Annotated in this window: 20 protein-coding genes; 2 read left to right on the top strand and 18 right to left on the bottom strand. The window is 72.2% G+C overall.

All coding sequences use genetic code 11. From position 1 onward, the window contains the following. The 17 genes from RB608_RS07410 to RB608_RS07330 form a co-directional block, all read right to left on the bottom strand. Complete coding sequence (locus RB608_RS07410) at positions 1 to 1,161, bottom strand: thiolase family protein (protein ID WP_257430316.1); 1,161 nt, start codon at positions 1,159 to 1,161, stop codon at positions 1 to 3. After that, the gene (locus RB608_RS07405) at positions 1,158 to 1,667 is read right to left on the bottom strand and encodes a hypothetical protein (RefSeq protein WP_308087168.1); all 510 of its coding nucleotides are present in this window, start codon (positions 1,665 to 1,667) and stop codon (positions 1,158 to 1,160) included. Before RB608_RS07405 ends, RB608_RS07410 begins: the two co-directional genes overlap by 4 nt. Beyond that, a complete protein-coding gene (locus tag RB608_RS07400; protein WP_257430314.1) occupies positions 1,664 to 2,260 on the bottom strand; it encodes a MaoC family dehydratase N-terminal domain-containing protein in 597 nt (198 codons plus the stop codon). Before RB608_RS07400 ends, RB608_RS07405 begins: the two co-directional genes overlap by 4 nt. Then, positions 2,257 to 3,480 carry a CoA transferase gene (locus RB608_RS07395; protein WP_308087167.1) on the bottom strand — a complete coding sequence of 408 codons (1,224 nt, stop codon included), beginning with the start codon at positions 3,478 to 3,480 and terminating at the stop codon, positions 2,257 to 2,259. Before RB608_RS07395 ends, RB608_RS07400 begins: the two co-directional genes overlap by 4 nt. After that, on the bottom strand, positions 3,477 to 4,700 hold the full coding sequence (locus tag RB608_RS07390; RefSeq protein ID WP_308087166.1) for a CoA transferase: 1,224 nt from the start codon (positions 4,698 to 4,700) through the stop codon (positions 3,477 to 3,479). The genes RB608_RS07395 and RB608_RS07390 overlap by 4 nt, the downstream gene beginning before the upstream one ends. Further along, complete coding sequence (locus RB608_RS07385; protein WP_257430311.1) at positions 4,693 to 4,908, bottom strand: ferredoxin; 216 nt, start codon at positions 4,906 to 4,908, stop codon at positions 4,693 to 4,695. Before RB608_RS07385 ends, RB608_RS07390 begins: the two co-directional genes overlap by 8 nt. After that, complete coding sequence (locus RB608_RS07380; RefSeq protein WP_308087165.1) at positions 4,908 to 6,113, bottom strand: cytochrome P450; 1,206 nt, start codon at positions 6,111 to 6,113, stop codon at positions 4,908 to 4,910. Before RB608_RS07380 ends, RB608_RS07385 begins: the two co-directional genes overlap by 1 nt. A 35-nt stretch (positions 6,114 to 6,148) precedes the next feature. Further along, positions 6,149 to 7,654 carry a TRAP transporter large permease gene (locus RB608_RS07375; protein WP_257430309.1) on the bottom strand — a complete coding sequence of 502 codons (1,506 nt, stop codon included), beginning with the start codon at positions 7,652 to 7,654 and terminating at the stop codon, positions 6,149 to 6,151. Next, entirely contained in the window at positions 7,651 to 8,250 is a 600-nt protein-coding gene (locus RB608_RS07370; RefSeq protein WP_257430308.1) for a TRAP transporter small permease, read from the bottom strand. Before RB608_RS07370 ends, RB608_RS07375 begins: the two co-directional genes overlap by 4 nt. Before the next feature lie 66 nt (positions 8,251 to 8,316). Then, positions 8,317 to 9,459, bottom strand: coding sequence for a TRAP transporter substrate-binding protein DctP (gene dctP, locus RB608_RS07365; protein WP_308087164.1), 1,143 nt, complete (start codon positions 9,457 to 9,459; stop codon positions 8,317 to 8,319). A 272-nt stretch (positions 9,460 to 9,731) separates the two neighbouring features. Further along, complete coding sequence (locus tag RB608_RS07360) at positions 9,732 to 10,604, bottom strand: formylglycine-generating enzyme family protein (RefSeq protein WP_308087163.1); 873 nt, start codon at positions 10,602 to 10,604, stop codon at positions 9,732 to 9,734. Continuing rightward, positions 10,601 to 12,943 carry an arylsulfatase gene (locus RB608_RS07355; protein WP_308087162.1) on the bottom strand — a complete coding sequence of 781 codons (2,343 nt, stop codon included), beginning with the start codon at positions 12,941 to 12,943 and terminating at the stop codon, positions 10,601 to 10,603. Before RB608_RS07355 ends, RB608_RS07360 begins: the two co-directional genes overlap by 4 nt. 21 nt (positions 12,944 to 12,964) lie before the next feature. Continuing rightward, positions 12,965 to 13,312: a DUF202 domain-containing protein gene (locus RB608_RS07350; protein ID WP_257430304.1), complete on the bottom strand. Its 348-nt coding sequence runs from the start codon at positions 13,310 to 13,312 to the stop codon at positions 12,965 to 12,967. After that, complete coding sequence (locus RB608_RS07345) at positions 13,309 to 14,097, bottom strand: SDR family NAD(P)-dependent oxidoreductase (protein ID WP_257430303.1); 789 nt, start codon at positions 14,095 to 14,097, stop codon at positions 13,309 to 13,311. The genes RB608_RS07350 and RB608_RS07345 overlap by 4 nt, the downstream gene beginning before the upstream one ends. Positions 14,098 to 14,134: 37 nt before the next feature. Then, positions 14,135 to 16,273 (bottom strand): acetate--CoA ligase family protein, encoded by a 2,139-nt coding sequence (locus RB608_RS07340; RefSeq protein ID WP_308087161.1) that lies wholly within the window; start codon positions 16,271 to 16,273, stop codon positions 14,135 to 14,137. A 3-nt stretch (positions 16,274 to 16,276) separates the two neighbouring features. Further along, positions 16,277 to 17,155 (bottom strand): SDR family oxidoreductase, encoded by an 879-nt coding sequence (locus tag RB608_RS07335; RefSeq protein WP_308087160.1) that lies wholly within the window; start codon positions 17,153 to 17,155, stop codon positions 16,277 to 16,279. Continuing rightward, positions 17,152 to 18,603: an aldehyde dehydrogenase gene (locus RB608_RS07330; RefSeq protein WP_308087159.1), complete on the bottom strand. Its 1,452-nt coding sequence runs from the start codon at positions 18,601 to 18,603 to the stop codon at positions 17,152 to 17,154. The genes RB608_RS07335 and RB608_RS07330 overlap by 4 nt, the downstream gene beginning before the upstream one ends. Positions 18,604 to 18,712: 109 nt before the next feature. Between RB608_RS07330 and RB608_RS07325 the strand changes: the two genes are divergently transcribed. Together RB608_RS07325 and RB608_RS07320 are read left to right on the top strand one after the other, a co-directional pair. Further along, a complete protein-coding gene (locus RB608_RS07325; protein ID WP_308087158.1) occupies positions 18,713 to 19,951 on the top strand; it encodes an FAD-dependent oxidoreductase in 1,239 nt (412 codons plus the stop codon). Beyond that, positions 19,948 to 20,415 (top strand): nuclear transport factor 2 family protein, encoded by a 468-nt coding sequence (locus RB608_RS07320; protein WP_308087157.1) that lies wholly within the window; start codon positions 19,948 to 19,950, stop codon positions 20,413 to 20,415. The genes RB608_RS07325 and RB608_RS07320 overlap by 4 nt, the downstream gene beginning before the upstream one ends. A 120-nt stretch (positions 20,416 to 20,535) precedes the next feature. On the opposite strand, the gene RB608_RS07315 is transcribed toward RB608_RS07320, so the two are convergent. Continuing rightward, the gene (locus RB608_RS07315; protein WP_308087156.1) at positions 20,536 to 21,348 is read right to left on the bottom strand and encodes a hypothetical protein; all 813 of its coding nucleotides are present in this window, start codon (positions 21,346 to 21,348) and stop codon (positions 20,536 to 20,538) included. Positions 21,349 to 21,495: the final 147 nt, after the last annotated feature.

The following is a 21,495-nucleotide window of genomic DNA, read 5'->3' as shown; positions in this document are numbered from 1 at the left end:
TCACCTCGTCTTCGGGTGGGGACTGAGGACCAGTGTGGAGTGGAAGTCGAGGACGCCGCCGTTGCCGCTGACCATCACCAGGTCGTGCTGCGGCACCTGCCGCTCGCCGCCCTGGCCACGTGCCTGGATGACGGCCTCGGACAGCGGGGTCATCCCCCACATGTAGAACGACGACAGCTCGCCACCGCCCGTGTTGGTCGGGTGCGACCCGCCGGGGGCGATCGCGCCGCTGGCGACGAAGTCGCCGCCCTCGCCCTTCGCGCAGAAGCCGTAGTCCTCCAACGTGATGAGCGTCGTGTAGGTGAAGCAGTCGTAGAGCTCGCGCACGTCGATCTCGTCGACACCGACGCCGGCCATCTTCAGCGCGTCCGCGCCCGACCGGGCGGCGCCGGTGACGAGACCGAACTCGCTGTCGCGTCGGTTCACGTAGCCCGGATGCCCCTGTCCCCAGCCCCACACGTGCACGGGCGGCTGCCGCAGGGTCGCGGCCCGTTCGGCGCTGGTCACGATCACCGCGACCGCGCCGTTGCTCACCAGGCAGCAGTCCAGCAGGCGCAGCGGGTCGGCGATCATCCGCGAGGACTGGTGGTCCTCGAGTGTCATCGGCTCGCGCATCTGCGCCGCGGGGTTCATCGCCGCCCACTGCCGGGCCGCGACCGCGACCGCGCCGAGCTGCTCGCTGGTGGTGCCGTACCTCTCCATGTGCCGGCGGGCGGCGACGGCATAGCGCTCCGGGGCAGCCTTGAGGCCGGCGGCGAACGGCAGCGAGCCGACGCCCTCCATCGCCCGAGCCTGACCGGGGTACGCCGCGCCGGCGCGCTTGCCCTCCTTCAGCGGCGCGTCGGCATACACGCAGGCGACGACCTCGGCCATGCCGGCGTCGATCGCCATGGCGGCGTACTGCACCATCTGGCCGGCCGAGGAGCCGAAGCCCTGGATCGTCGCCAGCAGACGGGTGTCGCGCATCTGCAGGGTCGACTGCAGGCGCAGGTCGGTGTCGTTCTTGACGCCCGGGTTGACGTACAGGCCGTCGATGTCGGCCAGGGTCAGGCCGGCGTCCTCGGCGGCACGGCTGATCGCCTCGACGGCGAACTGGGTGGCGGTGCGGCCGTAGATCTTGCCCATCTCGGTCATGCCGAGTCCGGCGATGGCGGCGGTCACGGGGTCTCCTGTCCGGTGGTGCTGGTGGTGGTGGTGGTGGCCGTGCCGCTCTCGGCAGCGCGGCGCGGCAGCTCGACCTCGACCACGCCGGGGCCCACGCTCACGCCCGCGCCGTTCTCGCAGCGGATCGCGATCTCCACGATGCCCGTCTCGCCCTCGAGGCGGGTGGCGGCGACCTCCGCGATGACCCGCAGGGTGTCGCCGACGTAGTTGAAGCTGCGCATCCGGAAGCCGCGGATGCCGCGGATCCGGCCGGCCAGGCCCATCCAGTCGCGCACGCTGCGCTCCCAGGAGCTCATCAGGAAGGAGGTGTTGGCGTACATCTCCTCGGCTCCGGTCGAGCGGGCGTACTCGGTGTTGTGGTGGATCGAGTTGAAGTCGCGGTTGCTGCCGGCCGCCATGACCAGGCGGTAGACGGTGAGGGGCAGCTCGACGACGGGCAGCTGCTCGCCGACGGCGACGTCCTCGAAGCGGCGGCCCTCCAGCAGCGGGGTCTCGGCACTCACGACGCGTCCTCCTCCTTGGCGTGCGGAACATAGGCGTAGGTGCCGATCCGGATCCGGCCGACGACCTCGAGCTCCGCGGTGACGATCTCGCTCCCCCAGGTCAGGAACGCGCCGCGGCCGACCGCGGTCTCCTTGGGCTTGCAGCTGAGCAGGGTCCTCCCCCGGCGGCCCAGCCGCTCCCCCGCCACGACGTCGCGCAGGAAGTCGACCTCGATGTCGGTTCCGAAGAAGCCGGTGGTACGCGGCCCCAGGGTCATGTCCGCGTTGTTGATCGCACTGTGCACGGGCTGGGCGTCGCGCTCGCTGCTGGCGAAGAGCACCTGCCCCGGCGTCCAGGCCGCGGGAATGGTCCACGCGATGACGCCGGTGGCCGGCATCGTGACGTCGGCGTACCCTGCCGCGCGGGCGAGCTCCGGGTCGGTGTGCAGCGCGCAGTCGAGCTCGAGCGGCTCGAGGTAGCGGCGGATCCCGCCGCGCTCCACGGCGTCGCCACCCCAGGTGACCGCGCCCTCGGCGAAGTCCTTCCCGATCGCGTCGATCACCGGCTGCCACGCGGCCTGCCAGTCCTGTCCGGTGTCCGCTGTCGCGGTCATCGCAGGATCCCTCCTTCGGTGAGTACGGCGACCCGCTCGGCGTCGTAGCCGAGGATCTCCGTGAGGACCATCTCGTTGTGCTGACCGAGCGTGGGCGCGGCGCCGCGCGGACGCCCGGGCGTGTCGGACAGCGCGTAGCGCGGGCCCTCGACCCAGGTGGTGCCGTGGCGCGGGTGCGGCAGCTCGACCAGGTGCCCGCGGTGCGCGAGCTGGCTGTCGGCCGGATAGTCGTCGCTGGTGACCGCGAGGTGCGCCGGGACGCCGGCGGACTGGAGCACGCGCTCGACCTCGGTCGCGGCGAGCCCGCTGGTCCAGGCGGCCACCGCGGACTCGATCTCGTCCTGCGCCGCCCGACGCCCCTCGACCGTCGCCAGGTCGGCGCGGTCGGCCAGATCGGGCCGGCTCATCGCCTTGGCCAGGGCGCGCCACTCGGCGGTGTCCCTCGCCACGACCGCCACGAACCGGTCCTTGCCGGCGACCTGCCGACACCCGAAGACACCGTGGGGGGTGTACTGCTGGTCACGGTTGCCCTGGCGCTCGGCGATCGTGCCGTCGTACCCGAACTGCGCCACCTGCGGCGAGAGGAAGTAGATGCCGGCCTCGACCTGCGAGACATCGATGTAGGCGCCCTCGCCGGTGCGGCGGCGGTTCTCCAGCGCGGCCAGCAGCGTCACGAGGGCGAGGCGCGGACCGACGTAGTCGGTGTAGGGGCCGAAGGTGCCCATCGGCAGGCGGTCCTCGTAGCCGACCAGGTGCTGGAACCCGCTCAGCGACGAGCCGACGTTGCCGAAGCCGGCGAGCGTCGACCAGGGACCGTGCTGCCCGGCGATCGAGGTGCTGAGCATGACGAGGTCCGGCTTGCCGGCGCACAGGGTCTCGTAGTCGAGGCCCCACTTCCGGAGCTGGCCGGGCGAGAAGGACTCGACCACGACATCGGCCCACGCCACCAGGTCACGCACGACCTGCTGGCCCTCCTCGGACTTGAGGTCGAGGGTCAGGCCCAGCTTGCCGGCGTTGCAATTGCCGAAGAGCGCGGAGCCCTCCTTGTCCTGCACGCCGCCGTGGAAGGGCTGCATGAGGCGCGCGGTCTCGACCCGGACGCTCGACTCGACCCGCACGACGGTGGCGCCGAAGTCGGCGAGGGTGCGGCCGATGAGCGGTCCGGCGACGACCCACGACAGGTCGAGGACCTTCAGCCCGGCAAGCGCGTCGGTGCTCATCGCAGCCACTCCTTCAGGACGACGTCGGTGTGCTCGCCGACCAGCGGCGCGCGACCGCGGACCCGCGGACCCTCGGGGCCGCGTACCTGCGCCATCCGGCCGGGCAGCTTGACGTCGGTCGAGCCGACGTCGACGTGCCCCCAGAAGCCGCGCTCCTCCAGGTGCGGGCTCGCGGCGATGTCGGCCATGTCGAAGATGGCCATGCACAGCAGCCGCCGGCGGATGGCGGCGTCGAGGACCTCCGCCTTGGTCCTGGTCAGAAGGAACGCCCGCACCGCGGCGCGCGCCACGTCGAGGTCGTCGTGGCTGAGCTCACCGGAGACCAGCCGGTCCGGCACGACGCGCCAGTCCCACGACGCGACGGGCTCCTCGACCGCCCCCTCGTCCCGCAGCCAGGCGAACAGGTTGTTGGTGAACGTGCCGGCGGCGGGACCCATCGAGAGGTGGAGCTCGACCATGCCGTCGCGGCAGTGCCACTTCTTCAGGCTGTTGGGGGTCGCCGCGCCGCTGCCGCTCTGGTCGGTGCGTCCGCCGGTGCGCTTGCCGGGCGTGGTCTGCCACTCGGGGTGGTCGTCGCCGACGGCGGTGGCGAGGACCCGGGCGAGGGTGGCGACACCGACGGCCTCCTGCGCGGAGACGTCGACGACCTGGCCGCGGCCGGTCGCGCCGCGGGCGAGGACGGCGATCATGGTGCCGGCCGCCGCGTCCGCGGCCGCGTGCAGGAAGGCCTGCGGGACGCTGATCCGCAGCGGCGGGAGGTCGCCGTCGCGATGCGGGGCAAGCGGGCCTCCGGCCGCCCAGACCACGAGGTCCGTGTCGGCGTACGACGCCTTGGGACCGTCCCAGCCGAACGCGCTGACCACCGTGTAGACGAGCCCCGGCCGGTCGGCGCGCAGCGTCGCCGGGTCGAGGCCGAGCGCCTCCAGGCGCGGGCGCGGCCAGGAGGTGACGACGATGTCGGCGGCGTCCGCGAGGAGCCGGAGCCGGGCCACCTCCTGGGGGTCGTCGAGGTCGAACGCGGCCCCGCGCTTGCCGGCGGCGAACGCCTCCCAGTACATCGAGCTCGGGGCGGCGCCCTCGGCGACCGGCGGTGCCTGGCGGGCCGTGGACCCGCCCGCCGGCTCGACCTGGACCACGTCGGCGCCCAGGTCGGCGAGCAGCCGCCCGCAGAGCAGGCCGCGTTCGTCGGTCAGGTCCAGGACGCGGAGGTGCTCAAGCATCGGCCGGCGCGGTCTCCGTGACCGCGATCGCGCCCTCGGGACAGGCGTCCGCGGCGTCCTGTGCCTGGCCGACGAGGTCCGCCGGGAGCTCCCAGCAGCGACCGCGCTCGGCCACGAAGCCCTCGTCGTCGTCGGAGAGCAGGTCCTCGGCGACGGCGTAGCACCGGCCGTGGCCCATGCACTTGCCCGCGTCGATCGCGATGAACATCAGGCCTCCACGTCCCACTCGAGCGGCAGCGAGGACATACTGAGCTGGACGCCGCGCTCGGTCAGCTCGGTGCCCGCCTTGATCCGGTACTCCGGGATCCGCCGGTGCCACTCCTCCAGCACGACCTTCAGCTCCAGGCGGGCCAGGTGCATGCCGAGACACCGGTGCGGGCCACCGCCGAAGGCGAGGTGCTGGTTGGCATTGTGGCGCGCGATGTCGAACTCGTCGGGGTTCTCGAACTTGCGCGGGTCGCGGTTGGCCTGCGCGATGCCGAGCCAGACGACGTCGCCCTTCTCGACCTCGAGGCCGTTGAAGTCCTGCGGCTCCTGCACCTCGCGGCCGGCCTGGAAGACCAGCGGGTAGAGGCGGAGGAACTCCTCGACGGCCTTGGGGATGAGCGCCGGGTCGTCGATCAGCGCCTGCCTGTCCGCGGGGTTCTGGGCGAGGTGGGCGTAGATGTAGCCGAGGGCGCTGCGGGTGGTGTCCAGGCCCGCGAGCATCAGCGTGAGGCAGATCGTGAGGATCTCGTCCTGGGTGAGCGCCTCGTCGTCGATACGGGCCTGGACGAGCCGGGTGACCATGTCCTCCTTGGGGTCGCGCGGGTGGGCGCGCCGCTCGTTGACCGCCTCGTCGAAGTACTTCATGATGCTCGTCTTCGCGGCCTCCGCCCGGCCCGGGTCACCGGCCAGGAGCGCGCCGAAGTAGTCGTCGGACCACTCGAGGAACTGCTCGCCGTCGCTGACCGGCAGGCCGAGCAGCGCCAGGAACATGTCGGTCGGATAGCGGATCGCGAACTCCTTGACGAAGTCGCAGCTGCCCGCGTCCTCGATCTCCTCGATCAGCTCGATGCACCGCTGCTTGGCCATCGGCTCCATCCGCCGCACGGCGGCGGGTGCGAAGAACTGGTTGAGGATCCGGCGCAGCTTGACGTGCGGCTGCCCGTTGAGGTCCTGCGGCAGCAGCGGCTCGCCGAGGCCCGGCCGCAGCGCGCTGCGCACCGCTGTCGTCCAGGTCTCGTGCTGCTGGAAGCCCTCCTGGACGTCGTCGTAGCGCTGCAGCATGAGGAAGCCGCGGTCGGTGGTGTCGTTGAAGAGGAAGCGCGCCTTCTCCCGGTCCTCGTCCAGCATCCTGTAGTGCTCGAGGATCGGAGCGGACCCGGTGAAGTCGGTGTGCGCGACCGGGCACCCGCGGTGCGTCTGCGTCATGGGGTGGTGCGTCCTTTCGGGGCTGGCGGGATCGATCAGCTGTCGGAGGCCATGCTGGGCAGCCAGGTGCTGATCTCGGGGAAGAAGATCAAGATGACGGTCACCAGGATCGCCATCGGCATGAACCACCAGCAGGCGTTGAACACGTCGTTGAGGCGGATGTTCTGCCCCTGGTTGACCTCGGGCTCCTTCGTGATCTGGTGGATGATGAAGGCGAGGATGCCGACCGGGGGCGTGACCACCGCCAGCTCGCCCATGAGGACGGCGAAGGCGCCGTACCAGAGCAGCGAGATGTCCAGGGAGATGAGCGTCGGCATCAGGATCGGGATGGTGAGGACCATCATCGGCAACGGCTCCATGAAGGTGCCCAGCACGATATAGACGACCATCATCAGCAGCAGGAAGGTCACCCGGTTGAGGTCCATCGACTCGACCAGCTCGGCGAACCCGGTGCTGATCCCGGTCAGGGTGAACATCCGGGAGAGCATCTCCACACCGATCAGCATGAAGAAGATGCCACCCACGCTGCTGACCGTCGCGACGGAGGCGTCGGCGATGGCGCGGAACGGGCCGTCGCCCCTCTTCCAGATGAAGGTGATCAGCAGCGAGACCAGCGCGGCGCAGGCACCCGCCTCGGTGGCGGTGAAGGTGCCGGAGAACATGCCCCAGACGATCACCACGATCAGGATGGGGACCGGCCAGATCTTGGCGAGACTGCCGAAGCGGTCGCCCCAGGTGACCGGGTCCTGGCCGGCCGCCTCCTCGGCGACCGTGGGCGCCCAGCGCTTCGCGAAGATCACGATCATCACCGTGAACAGGATCGCGACCAGGATGCCCGGGCCGATGCCGGCCAGCAGCTGGGGACCGATCGGCACCTCGGCGATGCCGGCGTAGATCACCAGCATGATGCTCGGCGGGATGAGCTGGCCGGGCAGCCCGGCGACGATCACCGCGCCGATGGCCAGCCTCTTGTCGTAGCCGGCCTTGAGCATCTCGGGGATGCCGATGCGCGCCAGCGCATAGGCGGTGCCGACCGAGGAGCCGCTCACCGAGGCCAGTCCGGCGCCGGCGATGTTGGTGCCGACCGCCAGGCCGCCGGGCATCCACCCGAGCCACTTGCGGCCCGCGGAGTAGAGACTCTCGGTGAGTCCGGCCTTCCAGAGCAGCAGGCCCATCAGGATGAACATCGGGACGACGCTCAGGCTCCATTCCGCCACCTGGCTGTAGGGCAGCGTGGTGAGCGCGCTCTCGACCAGCAGCTCACCTCGTAGGGCGTACATGCCGATCAGGGCGGGGACGATCATCGCCAGCGCGACGGGGAGCCGGATGAAGATCATGCAGAGCATCAGCACGATCGCGGCGATGCCGATGGCCTCGGGAACCAGCGGCAGCAGCATCGCGGTGGTCGACCCGATGATCAGGGCCACGGTGACGGCGAAGAAGATCCACGAGCGTGCGGAGTCACGTGGTTTCGAGCCCTGCGGGTCCGCGGGGTCCGCGGGCGGTGCCGCGGCGGGGTCGACGGCGATGTCGGCGCTCATCGGGCAGCCTCCTTCTCGTTGCGGTGCTTCTCGTGCTCCTGCGCCTCCATCTCGTCCAGCTCGTCGAGCAGCAGGACGTCGTCGGGATCGGTGACGACGTGCTGGTCGTCGCCCTTCACGATCGCCCGGACGGCGGCGTAGAGGAACTGGACGAACAAGATGCCGAAGCAGAGCGGGACCAGGAAGTACGGCGGCCACGCCACCAGGTTGCTGACCCCGGCCGTCTTGCCGATGTCCTTGGCGTGGACCGCCTCGCCCCAGCCGAACCAGGCGAAGCCCAGGCACACGACGGCGGCGAGGACGGACAGCACGGCGAGCACGTAGCGCTTGGTCGCCTCGGGGAACCGCTCGTAGATCAGGTCGGCCGCGATGTGCTGCCCCCGCGCCTGGGCGGCGATGAAGCCGAGGAAGGCGATGATCGGCAGGTACCAGTACTGGGTGATCTCGAGCGTGTTGGGGAGCGGATCGTTCGCGAAGGTCCGCATCAGCGCGTTCGCGGTGACGTGGACCATCATCGCGAAGGTCACCACCACGGCCGGGACCTCGATCAGCAGTGCGGGCCGGAAGTGTCCCTTGCGCTGGGTTGCGTTGCTCATCTGTCTCTCTCCGTCGGAAGGAGTCGTCCGGTGGCCCGGGCTCGGGACCCGGGCCACCGGTCGGGCTCAGGAGGGCCGGTGCTCCGAGAGGATCTCCATGACCGCGGCCGTGTACTCCGTGAGGTCGATCGAGTCCTTGTTCTGCGCGAACCAGGCGCCGAACTCGGCGTAGCCCACGTCCTCGAAGCCGTACTCCGCGACGGTGGCGTTCCACTCGTCGTTCGCGTCCTGCATCGCCTGGACGAAGGCCGCGCCGTCCGCGACGGCCTCGGTCTTGGCGAGGTTGGCGAGCAGCTCCTCGTTCTTCTCCTGGAGCTTCGCCCGCGCATCCTCGTCGAACGCCTGGATGCCGCCCTTGAACTTCGCTACGTCGTCGGCCATCTGGGCGTTGTTGACGAAGATCTTGTCGTCGACATTGCTGCCGACGAAGATGTCGAGACGGTCCCAGAGCAGCTGCTGGGCGACCAGCGGGAGGCCGTCCCACGTCGTCTTGCTGAACGCCAGCGCTCCCGGCGCCAGGCCGAATCCGGCCTGCGGGTCGATGGTCACGAAGGGCGCCGCCTCGAGGAAGCCGCCGAGGACCGCGACCGTGGGGCTGGCGACCGTGCAGTCGACGACCCCGCGCTGGAGGCTCTCGTAGAGCTCGGTGTAGGGGATCGAGGAGGGCGAGCCGCCGAGGGCCTCGACCTGCGCGGACTGTGCCTGGCCGCCGGAGCCGACGGACGTGCCCTTGATGTCGCCGAGGCTGGTGCGTGCCTGGGAGCAGAACAGGGCGTTGGCCCCGGAGTTGTAGATCGGCACCATCGGCACCATGCCGTGGTCGTCGAACTCCTGCATGATCTCGTCGGTCTCGAACGCCACCTGGTTCGGCCAGGCGTTCGAGGCCAGGACGCCGTCGATGGCGCTCTGGTCGGAGATGAAGCCCGCCTCGATCAGCGCCGCGTTGGCGGGGTACTCGCTGGGGTCGTAGATCGGGAGCACCGAGGCGATGTCGAGCCGTCCGTCGGTCAGCGCGTCGTCGGCCTCACCGGGCTCGGCCACCGCGTTCGAGTAGGAGACGTCGAACTTGATCTTGCCGCCCGACCACTCCTCGACGGCCTCGAAGTACCGCTCCATCGGCAGACCGGTCACCGAGCCCTTGGGCGCCGGTGTCTGGGTCAGCAGGGTGATCTCGGAGACGTCGTCGAACGCGTCCTGGTACTCCTCCATGCTGGCACCGGCGTCGATGCCCTCTCCGCCCTCTCCGCCTGACGAGCCCGAGCTGCTCGATTCGGCACATCCAGCGAGGGCGGTCGCGCCCACCACAGCCAGGGCGGTCAGCACGCTGACCCGCTGAGACTTACGCAATCCAGCCATTGGCCTGAATCTCCATCCTGCGATTCTGATGATCACTCGGTGACCACGGTCATGGTGCGTGACCTCCATCACGCGCCATGAATATCATTAGCCTAGATTGCCGCCACGTCAATAGATGATGCGCATCAATTCCCGCTAGCTGCCGGATCCGCTGGCGAGAACACGCAGCGGAAGCCCACGTTGGCGCTCGCGGAGTCCGGGGTGAGCGGGATCCGAGCCGCCGGCCGGTAGCGCCGGCAGTAGTTGTCCGCGCACAGGAACGAGCCGCCCTTGAGCACCCGCGGCGGGTCGGGGGGAGCCCACGGGTCGCGACTCGCCGCGCAGCACCCGGCCGCGGGCTCGACGTACGCCGTCGTCGTCCACTCCCAGACCTGGCCCACCACGTCCACCAGGCCGAAGCCGTTCGCCGGGTGCGAGCCCACCGGCCGGGTCCCCCAGCCGCCCGGCCCCACGACCGGGAAGTCGCCGTCCCACACGACGGCCGGGACGCGACCGCCCGGCCGGGGCGAGTCGCCCCACGGGTAGGCGGTGCTCGCCCCACCCCGGGCGGCGTACTCCCATTCGGCCTCCGTCGGCAGTCGACCGCCCGCCCAGGCGGCGAACGCCTCGGCGTCGGCGAGATCCACGTGCGCGACCGGGTGATCAGCGCGGGCAGCGACGTCGCTTCCCGGCCCCTCGGGGGCGCGCCACGACGCACCCGGGACCAGGCGCCACCAGGACGGATCGGCGAGGTCGACCACACCCTCGGGGACGACGAACACGGCGGCGCCCAGGCGCTCGGCGCGCGTCACGTGGCCGGTGTCCGCCACGAACCGGGCGAAGCGCGCGTTCGTCACCGGACCCCGGTCGACCGCGAACGGGCCCACCTCGACCTGGCGGACGGGGCCCTCCTCGTCGTAGAAGGCGGTCGAGCCCATCGCGAACCGTCCGCCCGGCAGCGCGATCCGCCGGGGAGCCCCCGGGTCCGGAGGCTCGCCCGGGCTCGCCGCGCCGCTCACTGGGTGTTCAGGGCGAGTCGGCGGGCCTCGGCCAACCGGGCCGCCAGCCCCTCGGCGACGTCCGGGTCGGGGTGATAGGTGGCGGCTCGCAGGTCGCCGGAGTACGGGAAGGACCGACGGCGGCGGTAGAGCTCCCACGAGACCGGGGAACGCCGGCAGATGCCGACGTCGATCCCCTCGAACGGCAAGAAGCCCCCGAAGCGCCGCAGTCCCGGCGCCTCCAGCACGCTGCCGTCACCGAGCCTGACGACGGCGTCCCACCGGCCGCCGTTCGTCGTCACCGCGAGCTCCAGCCCACGGAGGCCGTCGGTCAGCGGCACCGGGCCGAGGCGCCGAGGCGTGCCGAAGTCGTTGTGCTCGAACCAGAGGCCGCCCTCCTCGACGAACAGCAGGTAGCCCGCGGCCTGGCTGCCGTGCGCGAGGAGCACGCCCTCGTCGCCCTGCCGGTAGGTCCACTCCAGCTCGACCCGCCATCGCGCACCCTGGACCAGTGCGCCGGCCCGGTGCCGTTCGAGGGTGGGCGTGCCCGCGGCGATCCGGACCGGACGGGGGGTGGGCGCCGGAGGGCGCTGCAGGAACTTCACTCCCGAGCCCTCGTCCAGCGGATAGACCTGGTTCGCGCGGGCCGCCCGGTCGAAGTCGGCCACCAGCTCGGCGACCTTCTCCGGGTGCCGCTCGGCGAGGTCGTCGGCCTGCACCGGGTCCGACTCGTGGAAGAGCTGCCAGCTCTCCTCGTCGAAGGGCGTGAGCGGTCGGCGTACCGTGGCCGCCTCCCAGCCGTCCTTGTAGTAGGACCGGTTGCCCACGCACTCGGTGTACTGCTCGCGATGGGTGGCGGCCGCGGCCGCGTCGGCCAGTGTCGGCGCGAAGCTGCTGCCCGCCACGGCGGCTCCCGGGACCGCCGTCGGCGAGAGCGGCACCTCCAGTCCGAGCAGGTCGACCAGGGTGGGCAGCACGTCGGTGATGTGGGTGTACTGGCGGCGGACCACCGCTCCCCCCTCCGGGAGGCGTGCCGGCCAGGAGAAGACGAACGGCGACTGCTGGCCGCCCCGCAGCGTGCTGAACTTGTAGAGCCGGAAGGGAGTGTTCGAGGCCATCGCCCACCCACGAGGGTAGTGCGGCCACGTCGTCGGACCACCCAGGTCGTCGAGGATCTCCGGCAGCCGCTCGTCGATCTCGCACACCTCGGGGTTCTGCATGTAGCCGAAGTACGACGCGGTGCCGGTGTCCGGCGAGGTGGCCCAGCTCGGGACCGGTCGCGGCTGGTCGCTCAACCGGGCCGCGCCGTTGTCGCTGCTGAACATGATGATGGTGTTCTCGAGCTCGCCGAGCTCGGCGAGCACGTCGCGCAGCCGGCCGACACCGCGGTCGATCGCCTCCACCATGGCGGCGTAGACCTCCATCTGGCGGGCATGCACCCGGCGCTCGGTGGCCGAGAGCGCGTCCCACGGTCCGACGTCCAGGCCCTCCTCGCCGTTGCGCGCGGGCAGCGTCGTGCCTTCCGGCATGATGCCGAGCTCGATCTGGCGGGCCAGGCGCCGCTCCCGCACGACGTCCCAGCCCTCGTCGTACCGGCCCCGGTGCCGGGCGATGTCCTCGGCCCGCGCCTGCATCGGAGCGTGCACGCCGCCGTGGGAGAGGTAGAGGAAGAACGGCTTGTCCGGGTCGGCCGTGCGCACCTCACGGATCATCCGCACGGCGCGGTCGGTGAGGTCGTCGGTGAGGTAGTAGTCGTCGGGGTACTCGTCGACCTGGACGACCGAGTTGCCCTCGATCAGCCGGTGCGGGTGGTGGAAGTCGGTGAGCGCCTCGAGGAACCCGTAGTACTGGTCGAATCCGCGCTGCAGCGGCCAGTTGTGCCGGCTGCCCGCCTCCGAGAAGTCCTCGTCCTTGCACAGGTGCCACTTGCCGACCATCAAGGTGGCGTAGCCGTTGGCCCGGAAGATCTCCGGCAGCACCGGTTGGTCGAGCGGCAGCTCCGAGCGATAGCCGGGGAAGCCGGGATCGACGTGCGTGGGGAAGGCGATGCCGGCCGCATGCGCGTTGAGCCCCGTCATCAGCGCCGCCCGCGTCGGCGAGCACAGGGGGGTGACCCGGAAGTTCGCGTAGCGCACGCCGTCGGCCGCCGTGGCGTCCAGGTGCGGCGTGGGGATCTCCGAGCCGAAGCAGCCGATGTCGGAGAAGCCGAGGTCGTCGGCGAGGACGACGATCACGTTCGGCCGGCCCGCCGGGCGCGCGGGACGCTCGGGCCACCACGGGGTCGACTCCGCCATCGTCGTACGCACCTCGCCCCCGAAGTCGCGGTAGGGCTCGAAGGGCCGGGCTGTGGGGTCACTCATCTGCACGCTCCTGATGCGTTGTCAGGCGGTCACTGCCAGGACGACCGCGCACGCGGCGACGACCACGAGCACCGCCGCCACCGGCCACGGGGCCGAGGTCGGGATGGGGCGGCCCGCCTGGAGGGCGGCCTCCACCGCACGCCAGCGGCGCGCGCCCCAGAGTGCGGCCGCCCCCGCGGCGACGGCCAGGACGACGGCCAGGACCACCCGGAGACGGTGGTCGCCGTCGTCGACCAGCTGGGTGACCGCGACCGAGGCGGCCGCGGCGCCGAGCGCGGTCCGGGTCCAGGCGAGGAACGTCCGCTCGTTGGCAAGTGTCACCCGGTAGTCGACGCTCCCGTCGTCGGGTGCCGTCCGCCCGGTGCTCACCGCAGGCCGCGCCAGGCCAGGGTGCCGCCGTCGACGGGCAGCGTCACGCCGGTCAGGAAGGACGCGGCGTCCGAGGCGAGGAAGCAGACCACCTGGGCCACCTCGTTCGGGCGGCCGAAGCGCGGGATCAGGTGCGCGCCGGTCATGAGCCGCTCCTGGGCCACCGGGTCCGCGGCGGAGGCGATCTTCTCCATCGCCATCGGCGTCTCGATCGATCCCGGCGCGAACGCGTTGCAGCGCACCTCGGGCGACAGCGAGATCGCCGTGGACCTGGTCAGCTGCACGACCGCCCCCTTGCTGGCGGTGTACGCCGGCGACGCGTAGCCGGTGAGGCCGGCCACCGAGGCGGCGTTGACGATCGAGGGGCCGCGCCCGGAGGACCGCAGTGCGGGGGACGCCGCCTGGGTCGCGACGAAGACCGCCTTGACGTTGATCGCCATGACCTTGTCCCACACGTCCTCCGGCAGCAGGTCGACGCTCGCCCGGTCCGGCGCGAAGGCGGAGTCGATCACGCCGGCGTTGTTGACCAGGGTGTCCAGCCCGCCGCCGCCACGGACGGCCGCGTCGACCATCGCGCGCACGTCGGCCATGTCGGTCAGGTCGACGCGGACGACCTGGCCCGCGCCCCCCGCCTCCTCGACCAGCGCCAGCGTCTCCTCGGCGCCCTCAGCCGCGATGTCGGCGACGGTCACGTACGCCGCGCCCTGGCGCGCCGCCTCGATCGCGATCTCGCGCCCCATCCCCTGGGCGGCACCGGTGACCAGCACCCTCTTGTCGTCGAGCATCGGTCTGACTCCTGTTCTCGGTGTTGCCGGGTGGTGATCAGTGTCCGTCCGGCTCCGCGCCGGCCCAGGTCACGAGGGCGTCGAGGGCCTCGACGGCGCTGCCCTCGACCCGCAGCGGGTTGACCTCGATGCCGTCGAAGGCGGCGCCGTGCACGGCCTCGAGAGCCTCGGCGAGCCGGCCGATCCCGGCCACAGCGGACGCGACGGCAGCCCGGTCCGCGGCCGGGCGGCCGCGGACGCCGTCGAGCAGGGCGGAGCCGCGCAGCCCCTGCAGCATCCGCAGCACGGCGGCCTCGTCGACCGGCAGCGGGGCCAGCGCGACGTCGTCGAGGACCTCCACGAGCACGCCGCCGAGACCGACGGCCAGGAGCAGTCCCCACTCGGGATCGCGGGTCACGCCGACGAGCAGCTCGGTGGCCGGCGTGCGCATCGGCGAGATGAGCACCCCGTCGAGGCGCGCATCGGGCCGAGCGGCCGCGCAGGTGGCCACCAGGTCGTCGTACGTCGTCGCGGCGTGGGCGGGCTCGACGCCGAGCCGGACGCCGCCGATGTCGCTCTTGTGGCCGATGTCGGCGGAGACGATCTTCATCGCCAGCGGCGACCCGGAGTCCGCCGCCGCCTTCGCGGCCTCGTCGGCGGAGTGCACGTGCCACGACGGGACGGCAGGCACGCCGGCCGCGAGCAGCAGGTCCCGCGCGGCGGCCTCGGACAGCGGCTCGCCGGGCGTCAGCGCGGCGACCTCGGGCAGCGCCAGGGTCGTCGGCCGCGGCCGGGGGCGCCGTCGGCGCTCGGACCAGCGCGCGATGCGGCCGACGCCGTCGACGGCCAGGCGCAGTCCCGGCACGACGTGCCCGACGCCGCCCCGGCGCAGGATCTCGCGCACCTGGGGGCCGACGGGCTGGCTGGTCTGGGTGACGTAGAGGACCGGGACGGCCGCGCCCGCGGCGCCCGTGCCGATCGCGTCGACGAACCTCTGGCCGTAGAACGGGCGGCCGTCCTCGCGCCACGGGAGGCTGTTGACCGCGAGCACCGCGCCGACGGAGGGGTCGGTGCCGACGGCGGTGACGGACGCCGTCCACAGGGTGGGGTCGATGATCGCCGCTCCGGTGATGTCGAGCGGGTTGTGGGCGTGACCGAAGTCGGGCATCCGCTCCCGCAGCGCGGCGGTCGTCGCGGTGGAGAGCTCGGGCAGCTCGGCACCGACGGCCTCGGCCAGGTCGGCGACGATGTCGCAGGCGCCGCCGGAGATGGAGACGACACCGATGCCGGGGCGGACGAGCGGACCGGTGTGGGCGGCGATCCCGGCGGTGACCAGCATCTCCTCGATGGTGTCCACGCGGATCACCCCGAGATCCGCGAGCATCGCGTCGACCACCCGGTCGTCGCCGACGAGGGCACCGGTGTGGGACGCGGCGGAGCGCGCCGCGAGCTCGCTGCGGCCGGCCTTGAGCACGACGACGGCCTTGCCCGCGGCGGCCGCGCGGCGCGCGGCGTCCGCGAAGATCGCGGGCTGCTTGATGCTCTCCATGAAGATCGCCACGGCACGAACGGCGTCGTCGTCGACGAGTGCGTCGACGAGGTGGCCGACGCTCACCATCGCCTCGTTCCCCACGGTGAGCACGTGCGAGAGGCCGACGCCGGCCATCGCGGCGAACTCCTTCATCGCACCGCAGCTGGCGCCGCTCTGGGAGATCAGCGCGACCGGGCCCGGCTCGGTCGGCGGGTCGGAGAGTGCCATGGCGGGAATGCCCGCGCCGACGTTGACCAGGCCGAGCACGTTGGGACCGAGGACCGCGATGCCGAGCTCGCCGGCGAGTGCGACCAGTGCCTCCTGGCGGGCGAGGCCCTCCGGACCGGTCTCCGACCACCCGGAGCTGAGCACGATCGCGGCCTTGGCACCGGCCGCCGCGGCGTCCCGCAGTGCGTCGGGGGCGGCGGCCGCCGGGACCATGACATGGACCAGGTCGATCGGCCGGCCCACGGCGGCGCAGGTCGGGTACGTCGTCCGCCCGTGCACCTCGGCGCGCCGCGGGTTGACCAGGAAGGTGCTCTCCCCATGACCCGCGGCGACCAGGTTGCCGTGCAGCAGCGTGGAGAAGGTCGACTTGTCACTGGCCCCGATCAGCGCGAAGGAGCGCGGTGTCAGCAGGGCGTCGACGGACTCTCGGGTGACCACGCGTCACGCCTCCTCGGGGCCGGGGTCGCCCACCCGGCGACCGCCCTCACGGCGTCCGGCCTGGTCGGCGTACGTCGCGGCGGCCATCGACGAGGGGCCGCCGGCGCCGGTCATCCCGGCGTCGACGGGCAGCACGACGCCGGTGACGAAGGCAGCGTCGTCGCTGGCGAGATAGACGACACCGGCGGCGACGTCGGAGGGCCGCAGCGGCCGGCTCATGTAGCGGGAGCGGTCGAGAGCGGCCTCCGCGCCGGCCAGGTCGTCGGCTCCGCCCGCAACCAGGTCCGCCGTCATCTGGGTCACGACCGCGCCGGGGATGACGACGTTCGCGCGGATCCCGAACGGGCGCAGCTCGGCGGCGACCGAGTGGGACAGGCCGATGACGCCCGCCTTGACGGCGCTGTAGACGTGCGCGCCGACGCCACCCATCACCGCGGCCGGGCTGGACGTGGAGATGATGACCCCGGAGCCCTGGGGCTTCATGACGCGCGCGGCATGCTTCATGCCGAGCAGGACGCCGCGCAGGTTCACCGCGATGGTGAGGTCGGCGTCCTCGGTGCGGGTGCGGTCGATGGGTCCGACGGCGCCGATGATCCCGGCGTTGTTGAACATGACGTCGAGGCGCCCGAAGTGCGCCACCGCCGCGTCGACCACGTCGCTGACCGAGCCCTCGTCGGTGACGTCGGTGCGGCGGAAGAGAGCACGCTCCCCCAGCTCGGCGGCGAGGGCCGCGCCCGCCTCGGCCTGCAGATCGGCGATCACGACGCAGGCACCCTCGGCGTGGAAGGCCCGCACGGTGCCGGCACCGATCCCGCTGGCACCACCGGTGACGACCGCGACCTTGTCGGCGAGGCGTCCGGTCGGGGCCGCCTCGCCGCTCACAGTCCGACCGCGATCGACTTGGTCTCGAGGAAGGCCGCGAAGCCCTCGGGGCCCATCTCACGGCCGATGCCCGACTGCTTGTAGCCGCCGAACGGCGAGCCGTAGGCCTGGGGACGACCGTTGATGCTCACCATGCCGGTGCGCACCCCCCGGGCGACGCCGATCGCCCGCTCGTCGTCCGCGCTCCACACCGAGCCGGACAGGCCGTAGACGGAGTCGTTCGCGATCCGGACGGCATCGTCCTCGTCGTCGTACGCGATGACGGCGACCACGGGTCCGAAGATCTCCTCCTGCGCCACGCGCATCCCGTTGTCGACCCCGGCGAGCAGCGTCGGCGGGACGAACCAGCCGTCGGCGAGCTCGGGCGGCAGGACCAGGCTCTCGCCCCCGGTGACGACGCGGGCGCCCTCCTGCCGGCCGATGGTGATGTAGCCGGCGACGCGGTCGCGCTGGCGCTCGCTGACCATTGGCCCGATCTTGGTGTCGGACGCCATCGGGTCGCCGACCACCTGGGCCCGCATCGCGTCGGCGAGCGCGTCGACGAACTCCGTCTCGCGGGAGCGGGGCACGAGCACCCGGGTCTGCGCGATGCACGCCTGGCCGTTGACCATCATCGCCATCGGCAGCAGCGCGGGGACCACGACCGACGGGTCCGCGTCGTCGAGGACGATCGCGGCGGACTTGCCGCCGAGCTCCAGGGTGACCCGGGCGACGCGGGCGGCCGCCGCGGCCATGATCTTCTTGCCGGCCAGGCTGCTGCCGGTGAAGGCGATCTTGTCGACCTCGGGGTGCTCGACGAGGTGCTCCCCGGCCTCGCGGTCGCCGGGGATGATGCTGAGCACGCCCTCGGGCAGTCCCGCCTCGAGCAGGGCGTCCGCGAAGGCGTACGCCGTGAGGGGGGTCTCCGGCGGAGGCTTGAGGATCACCGAGCAGCCGGCGGCGAGGGCGGGGGCGAGCTTGAGCGACGGGGTGCTGAGCGGGCCGTTCCAGGGGGTGATGGCGGCGACCACGCCGACCGGCTCCTGGGTGACGAGGCTGGCGTTGCGGCCGTCGGACCGGACCTCGTCGTAGGCGAAGTCACGCGCCAGGTCGGCGTAGTAGCGGGTGTGCCGGATCGGGTTGGGCACGTGCGCCATCTCGCTGAACCACAGCGGGCAGCCCAGCTCGGAGGTGATGCTGACGGCGAGCTCGGGGGCGCGCTTCTCGAGGTGGTCGGCGGCCCGGTGCAGGACCTCGGCGCGCTCGGCGGGCGAGCTTCGCGACCACACGCCGGAGTCGAACGAGGCGCGGGCCGCGGCGACGGCTGCGTCGACGTCCCCCGTGGAGGCGAGTGCGGCACGGCCGACGAGCGCTCGCGTCGCCGGGTTGCGGACCTCGATCACCTCGCCACCCCGTGGCTGTCGCCAGGTGCCTCCGATGAACAGCTCGGGCCGATCGGTCAACGACATGAGATGGGTCCTCCCTCCGGCGACGGGTCGCCTCGCGGGTGTCTATTGCTGATAATGAAACATACCGTATGGTGCCACGTGACGCCAGCCACAGATGAGGAGTCGATCCATGGAACCAGCCCGTGTCGTGATCGTCGGAGCCGGGCTCGCCGGACTCCGCACCGCGGAGCGCCTGCGCCGGGGAGGGTACGACGGCACCCTCGTCCTGGCCGGCGCCGAGCGGCACCTCCCCTACGACCGGCCACCGCTGTCCAAGGCGCTGCTGAGCGCGACCGACGACCCGGCGGCGCCGCCCGTGCTCCGCACCGCGGAGCGGCTCGCCGAGCTCGACCTCGACCTGCGGCTCGGCATCCGGGCCACCGCGCTCGACACCGGCACCCGCACACTCACGCTCTCCGACGGCGCCACCCTGGCCGCCGACCACGTCGTCCTCGCGACCGGCCTGGTCGCCCGCACCGTCCCGGCCTGGACCGGACTCGCCGGCGTCCACACACTGCGCACCTTCGACGACTGCCTCGCGATCCGGCGCGCCGCCGGCGGCGCCACGCACGCCACCGTCGTCGGCGCCGGCGTGCTCGGCAGCGAGATCGCCGCGGGCCTGCGCGGCCGCGGGCTCGCCGTCGACCTCGTCGACCCGCTCCCCCAGCCGCTGTGCCGCGTGGTCGGCGAGGAGGTCGGCGCCGTCGTCGCCGGCCTGCACCGCAGCCACGGCGTCGGCCTCCACCTCGGACGCGCGGTCGCCGAGCTCACGACCGCCGACGGCCACGTCCGCGGCGTGCGCCTCGACGACGGCAGCCACTGGGCCACCGACCTCGTCGTCGCCGCCGTCGGCGGCGCTCCCGACACCGGCTGGCTCGCCGGCTCGGGCCTCGCGCTCGACGACGGCGTGGCCGTCGACGCGCACGGCGCCGCCTCCCACCCCGGCATCTGGGCGGTGGGCGACCTCGCCTCGGTGGCCGACCCACGCGGCACCGACCGGCTCCGGATCGAGCACTGGACCGCCGCCGGCGACCTCGCCGCCACCGTCGCCGGCAACGTCCTCGCCGCCCTGCGCGACGAGGACCCGAAGGCGCACACCGAGCTCCCCTACATGTGGAGCGACCAGTACGACACCAAGCTCCAGTGCCTCGGCCTGCCCCGCGCCGGCGACGAGGTCGTCCTGCTCACCGGCTCCCTCGACGACGGCGTCTTCCTCGCCGCACACGTCGCGGACGGCCGGGTCCGCGCGGTCTCCGGCGCGGGGATCCCGGCGGGACTGATGCGCTGCCGGACGGCGGTCGCGGACGGCGTACCGCTCGCGGAGCTGGTCGCCCTGGCACCCTGGGACCGGAAGAAGGTGACCGCATGACCACGACGGATCTCGCCGCACTCGCCGCACTGGCCGACCGGGTGGCCCGGCTCGAGGAGGCCGAGCTCGCCCGCAACCTGCTGCACGCCTACGCGGAGGTGCTGGACGACCCGACGCCGGAGGCGGTGGCCGCCCTGTTCACCGACGACGGCGTGCTCAGCGTTCCCGCGGGGGACTTCACCGGCCACACCGAGGTCGCGGGCTTCTACCGCGACCGGTTGGCCGGGGCGTCCGAGAAGCGGCACTTCATCATGAACGTGCGGACCCGGCCCCAGGGCCCCGGCCTGGTCGAGGTCGCGTCGTACTTCGTGTTCACGGCGCGCGAGCCCGACGCGAGCGGCCTCGGCTGGGGCACCTACCTCGACCTCGTCGCGGTCTCCGACGGCGTCGCTCGGTTCCGGCACAAGACCATCACCCCGCACCTCGCCACCGACCTGACCGCCGGCTGGCCGGCGGCTCGCTGAGGGGCCAGCCCGCTGTAACTACCTGTTCGTGTCACTGGCGTACCGGTCTACGGGTCAGGTAGTGGCAACGACAGATAGTTACAACCCAGCGAGCCCGAGGACGTCTCAGCAGGCCCCCCGTCAGGCAGTCTTGCGATCCCCGTGGACCCGGCGAATCTCCTCAGCCTCCCGCAGCAGTTCCGGGTTCGTCTCCCGACCATAGACGCGGTCGGCCTCGGCTTGCGCACGCCGCACTCGTTCAACCGTCGCCACCCGGCGCTCGTTCCAGTGATCCGCCCACACCACCGGTGAGACCACCAGACCTCGGTCCCGGATCGCGCGCTCGCGGAGTTTTGCCTCCCACGCCGCATTCTCGACATCATCGGCCACCCCGCCGCGGTCGCGATGGCGCAGCTTGACCCGCCCGTCCGCCTCCACGGCGTGGTTGCCGACCACCATGTCGCACCACACGATCCCTCGATCGGTCCGGACCGGGAACTGGGTCTCCGGTCGTCGTCCGACCGCCTCAATGACGAGCTCGCGGGTGACGCTCTCCAACGCCGTCTCTGCTCCAGGATCAGCCAGTTCGATGCAGGTCGCGACATGGGTGCGCCCAGGCCAGTTCTCCATGATCGCGGCGGCCGCCTCGAGATCGGCGCGCCTCCCCCCGGTACGCAGCACGGCGTCGCACACGACCAGGCCACTGCGCACGCCGTGCGTACGCGCCATGCCGACGCCGGTGCGCGCGTGGTTCAGCGCACGCAGCCCGTCCTTCTCGATGACCTGGGCGGCGCCGAAGCGCGCAAGGTGGCGCCCCACCCCGTCCCTGGTCCAGGCGTTGGTCCACCCTGGCCGCGTGATGTGGACGAGCGGATCCGTCAGGGCCAGAACCGGCAGCCCGAGAAGGTGGCACGCCGAGTCGTGACTGAGGACCCACCCACGCTGGATGTTCAAGGTGGCCGCGCGGGCAATGAGGAGCGGGGACAGAGCCCCGCGGGGTGGTGGGCTTTGAGGTGATCCTCGGTGCCTACACGTCGCTGCTCTCGATGGCGGCGACGGGGTCAGTATCGCTGGTGTCGTAGAGCTTGGCCATGGACCCTT

It is taken from the genome of Nocardioides sp. LHD-245 (assembly GCF_030929495.1).
In the GTDB taxonomy this organism is placed as follows: domain Bacteria; phylum Actinomycetota; class Actinomycetes; order Propionibacteriales; family Nocardioidaceae; genus Nocardioides.
This window is presented reverse-complemented; position numbering and strand designations above follow the sequence as displayed.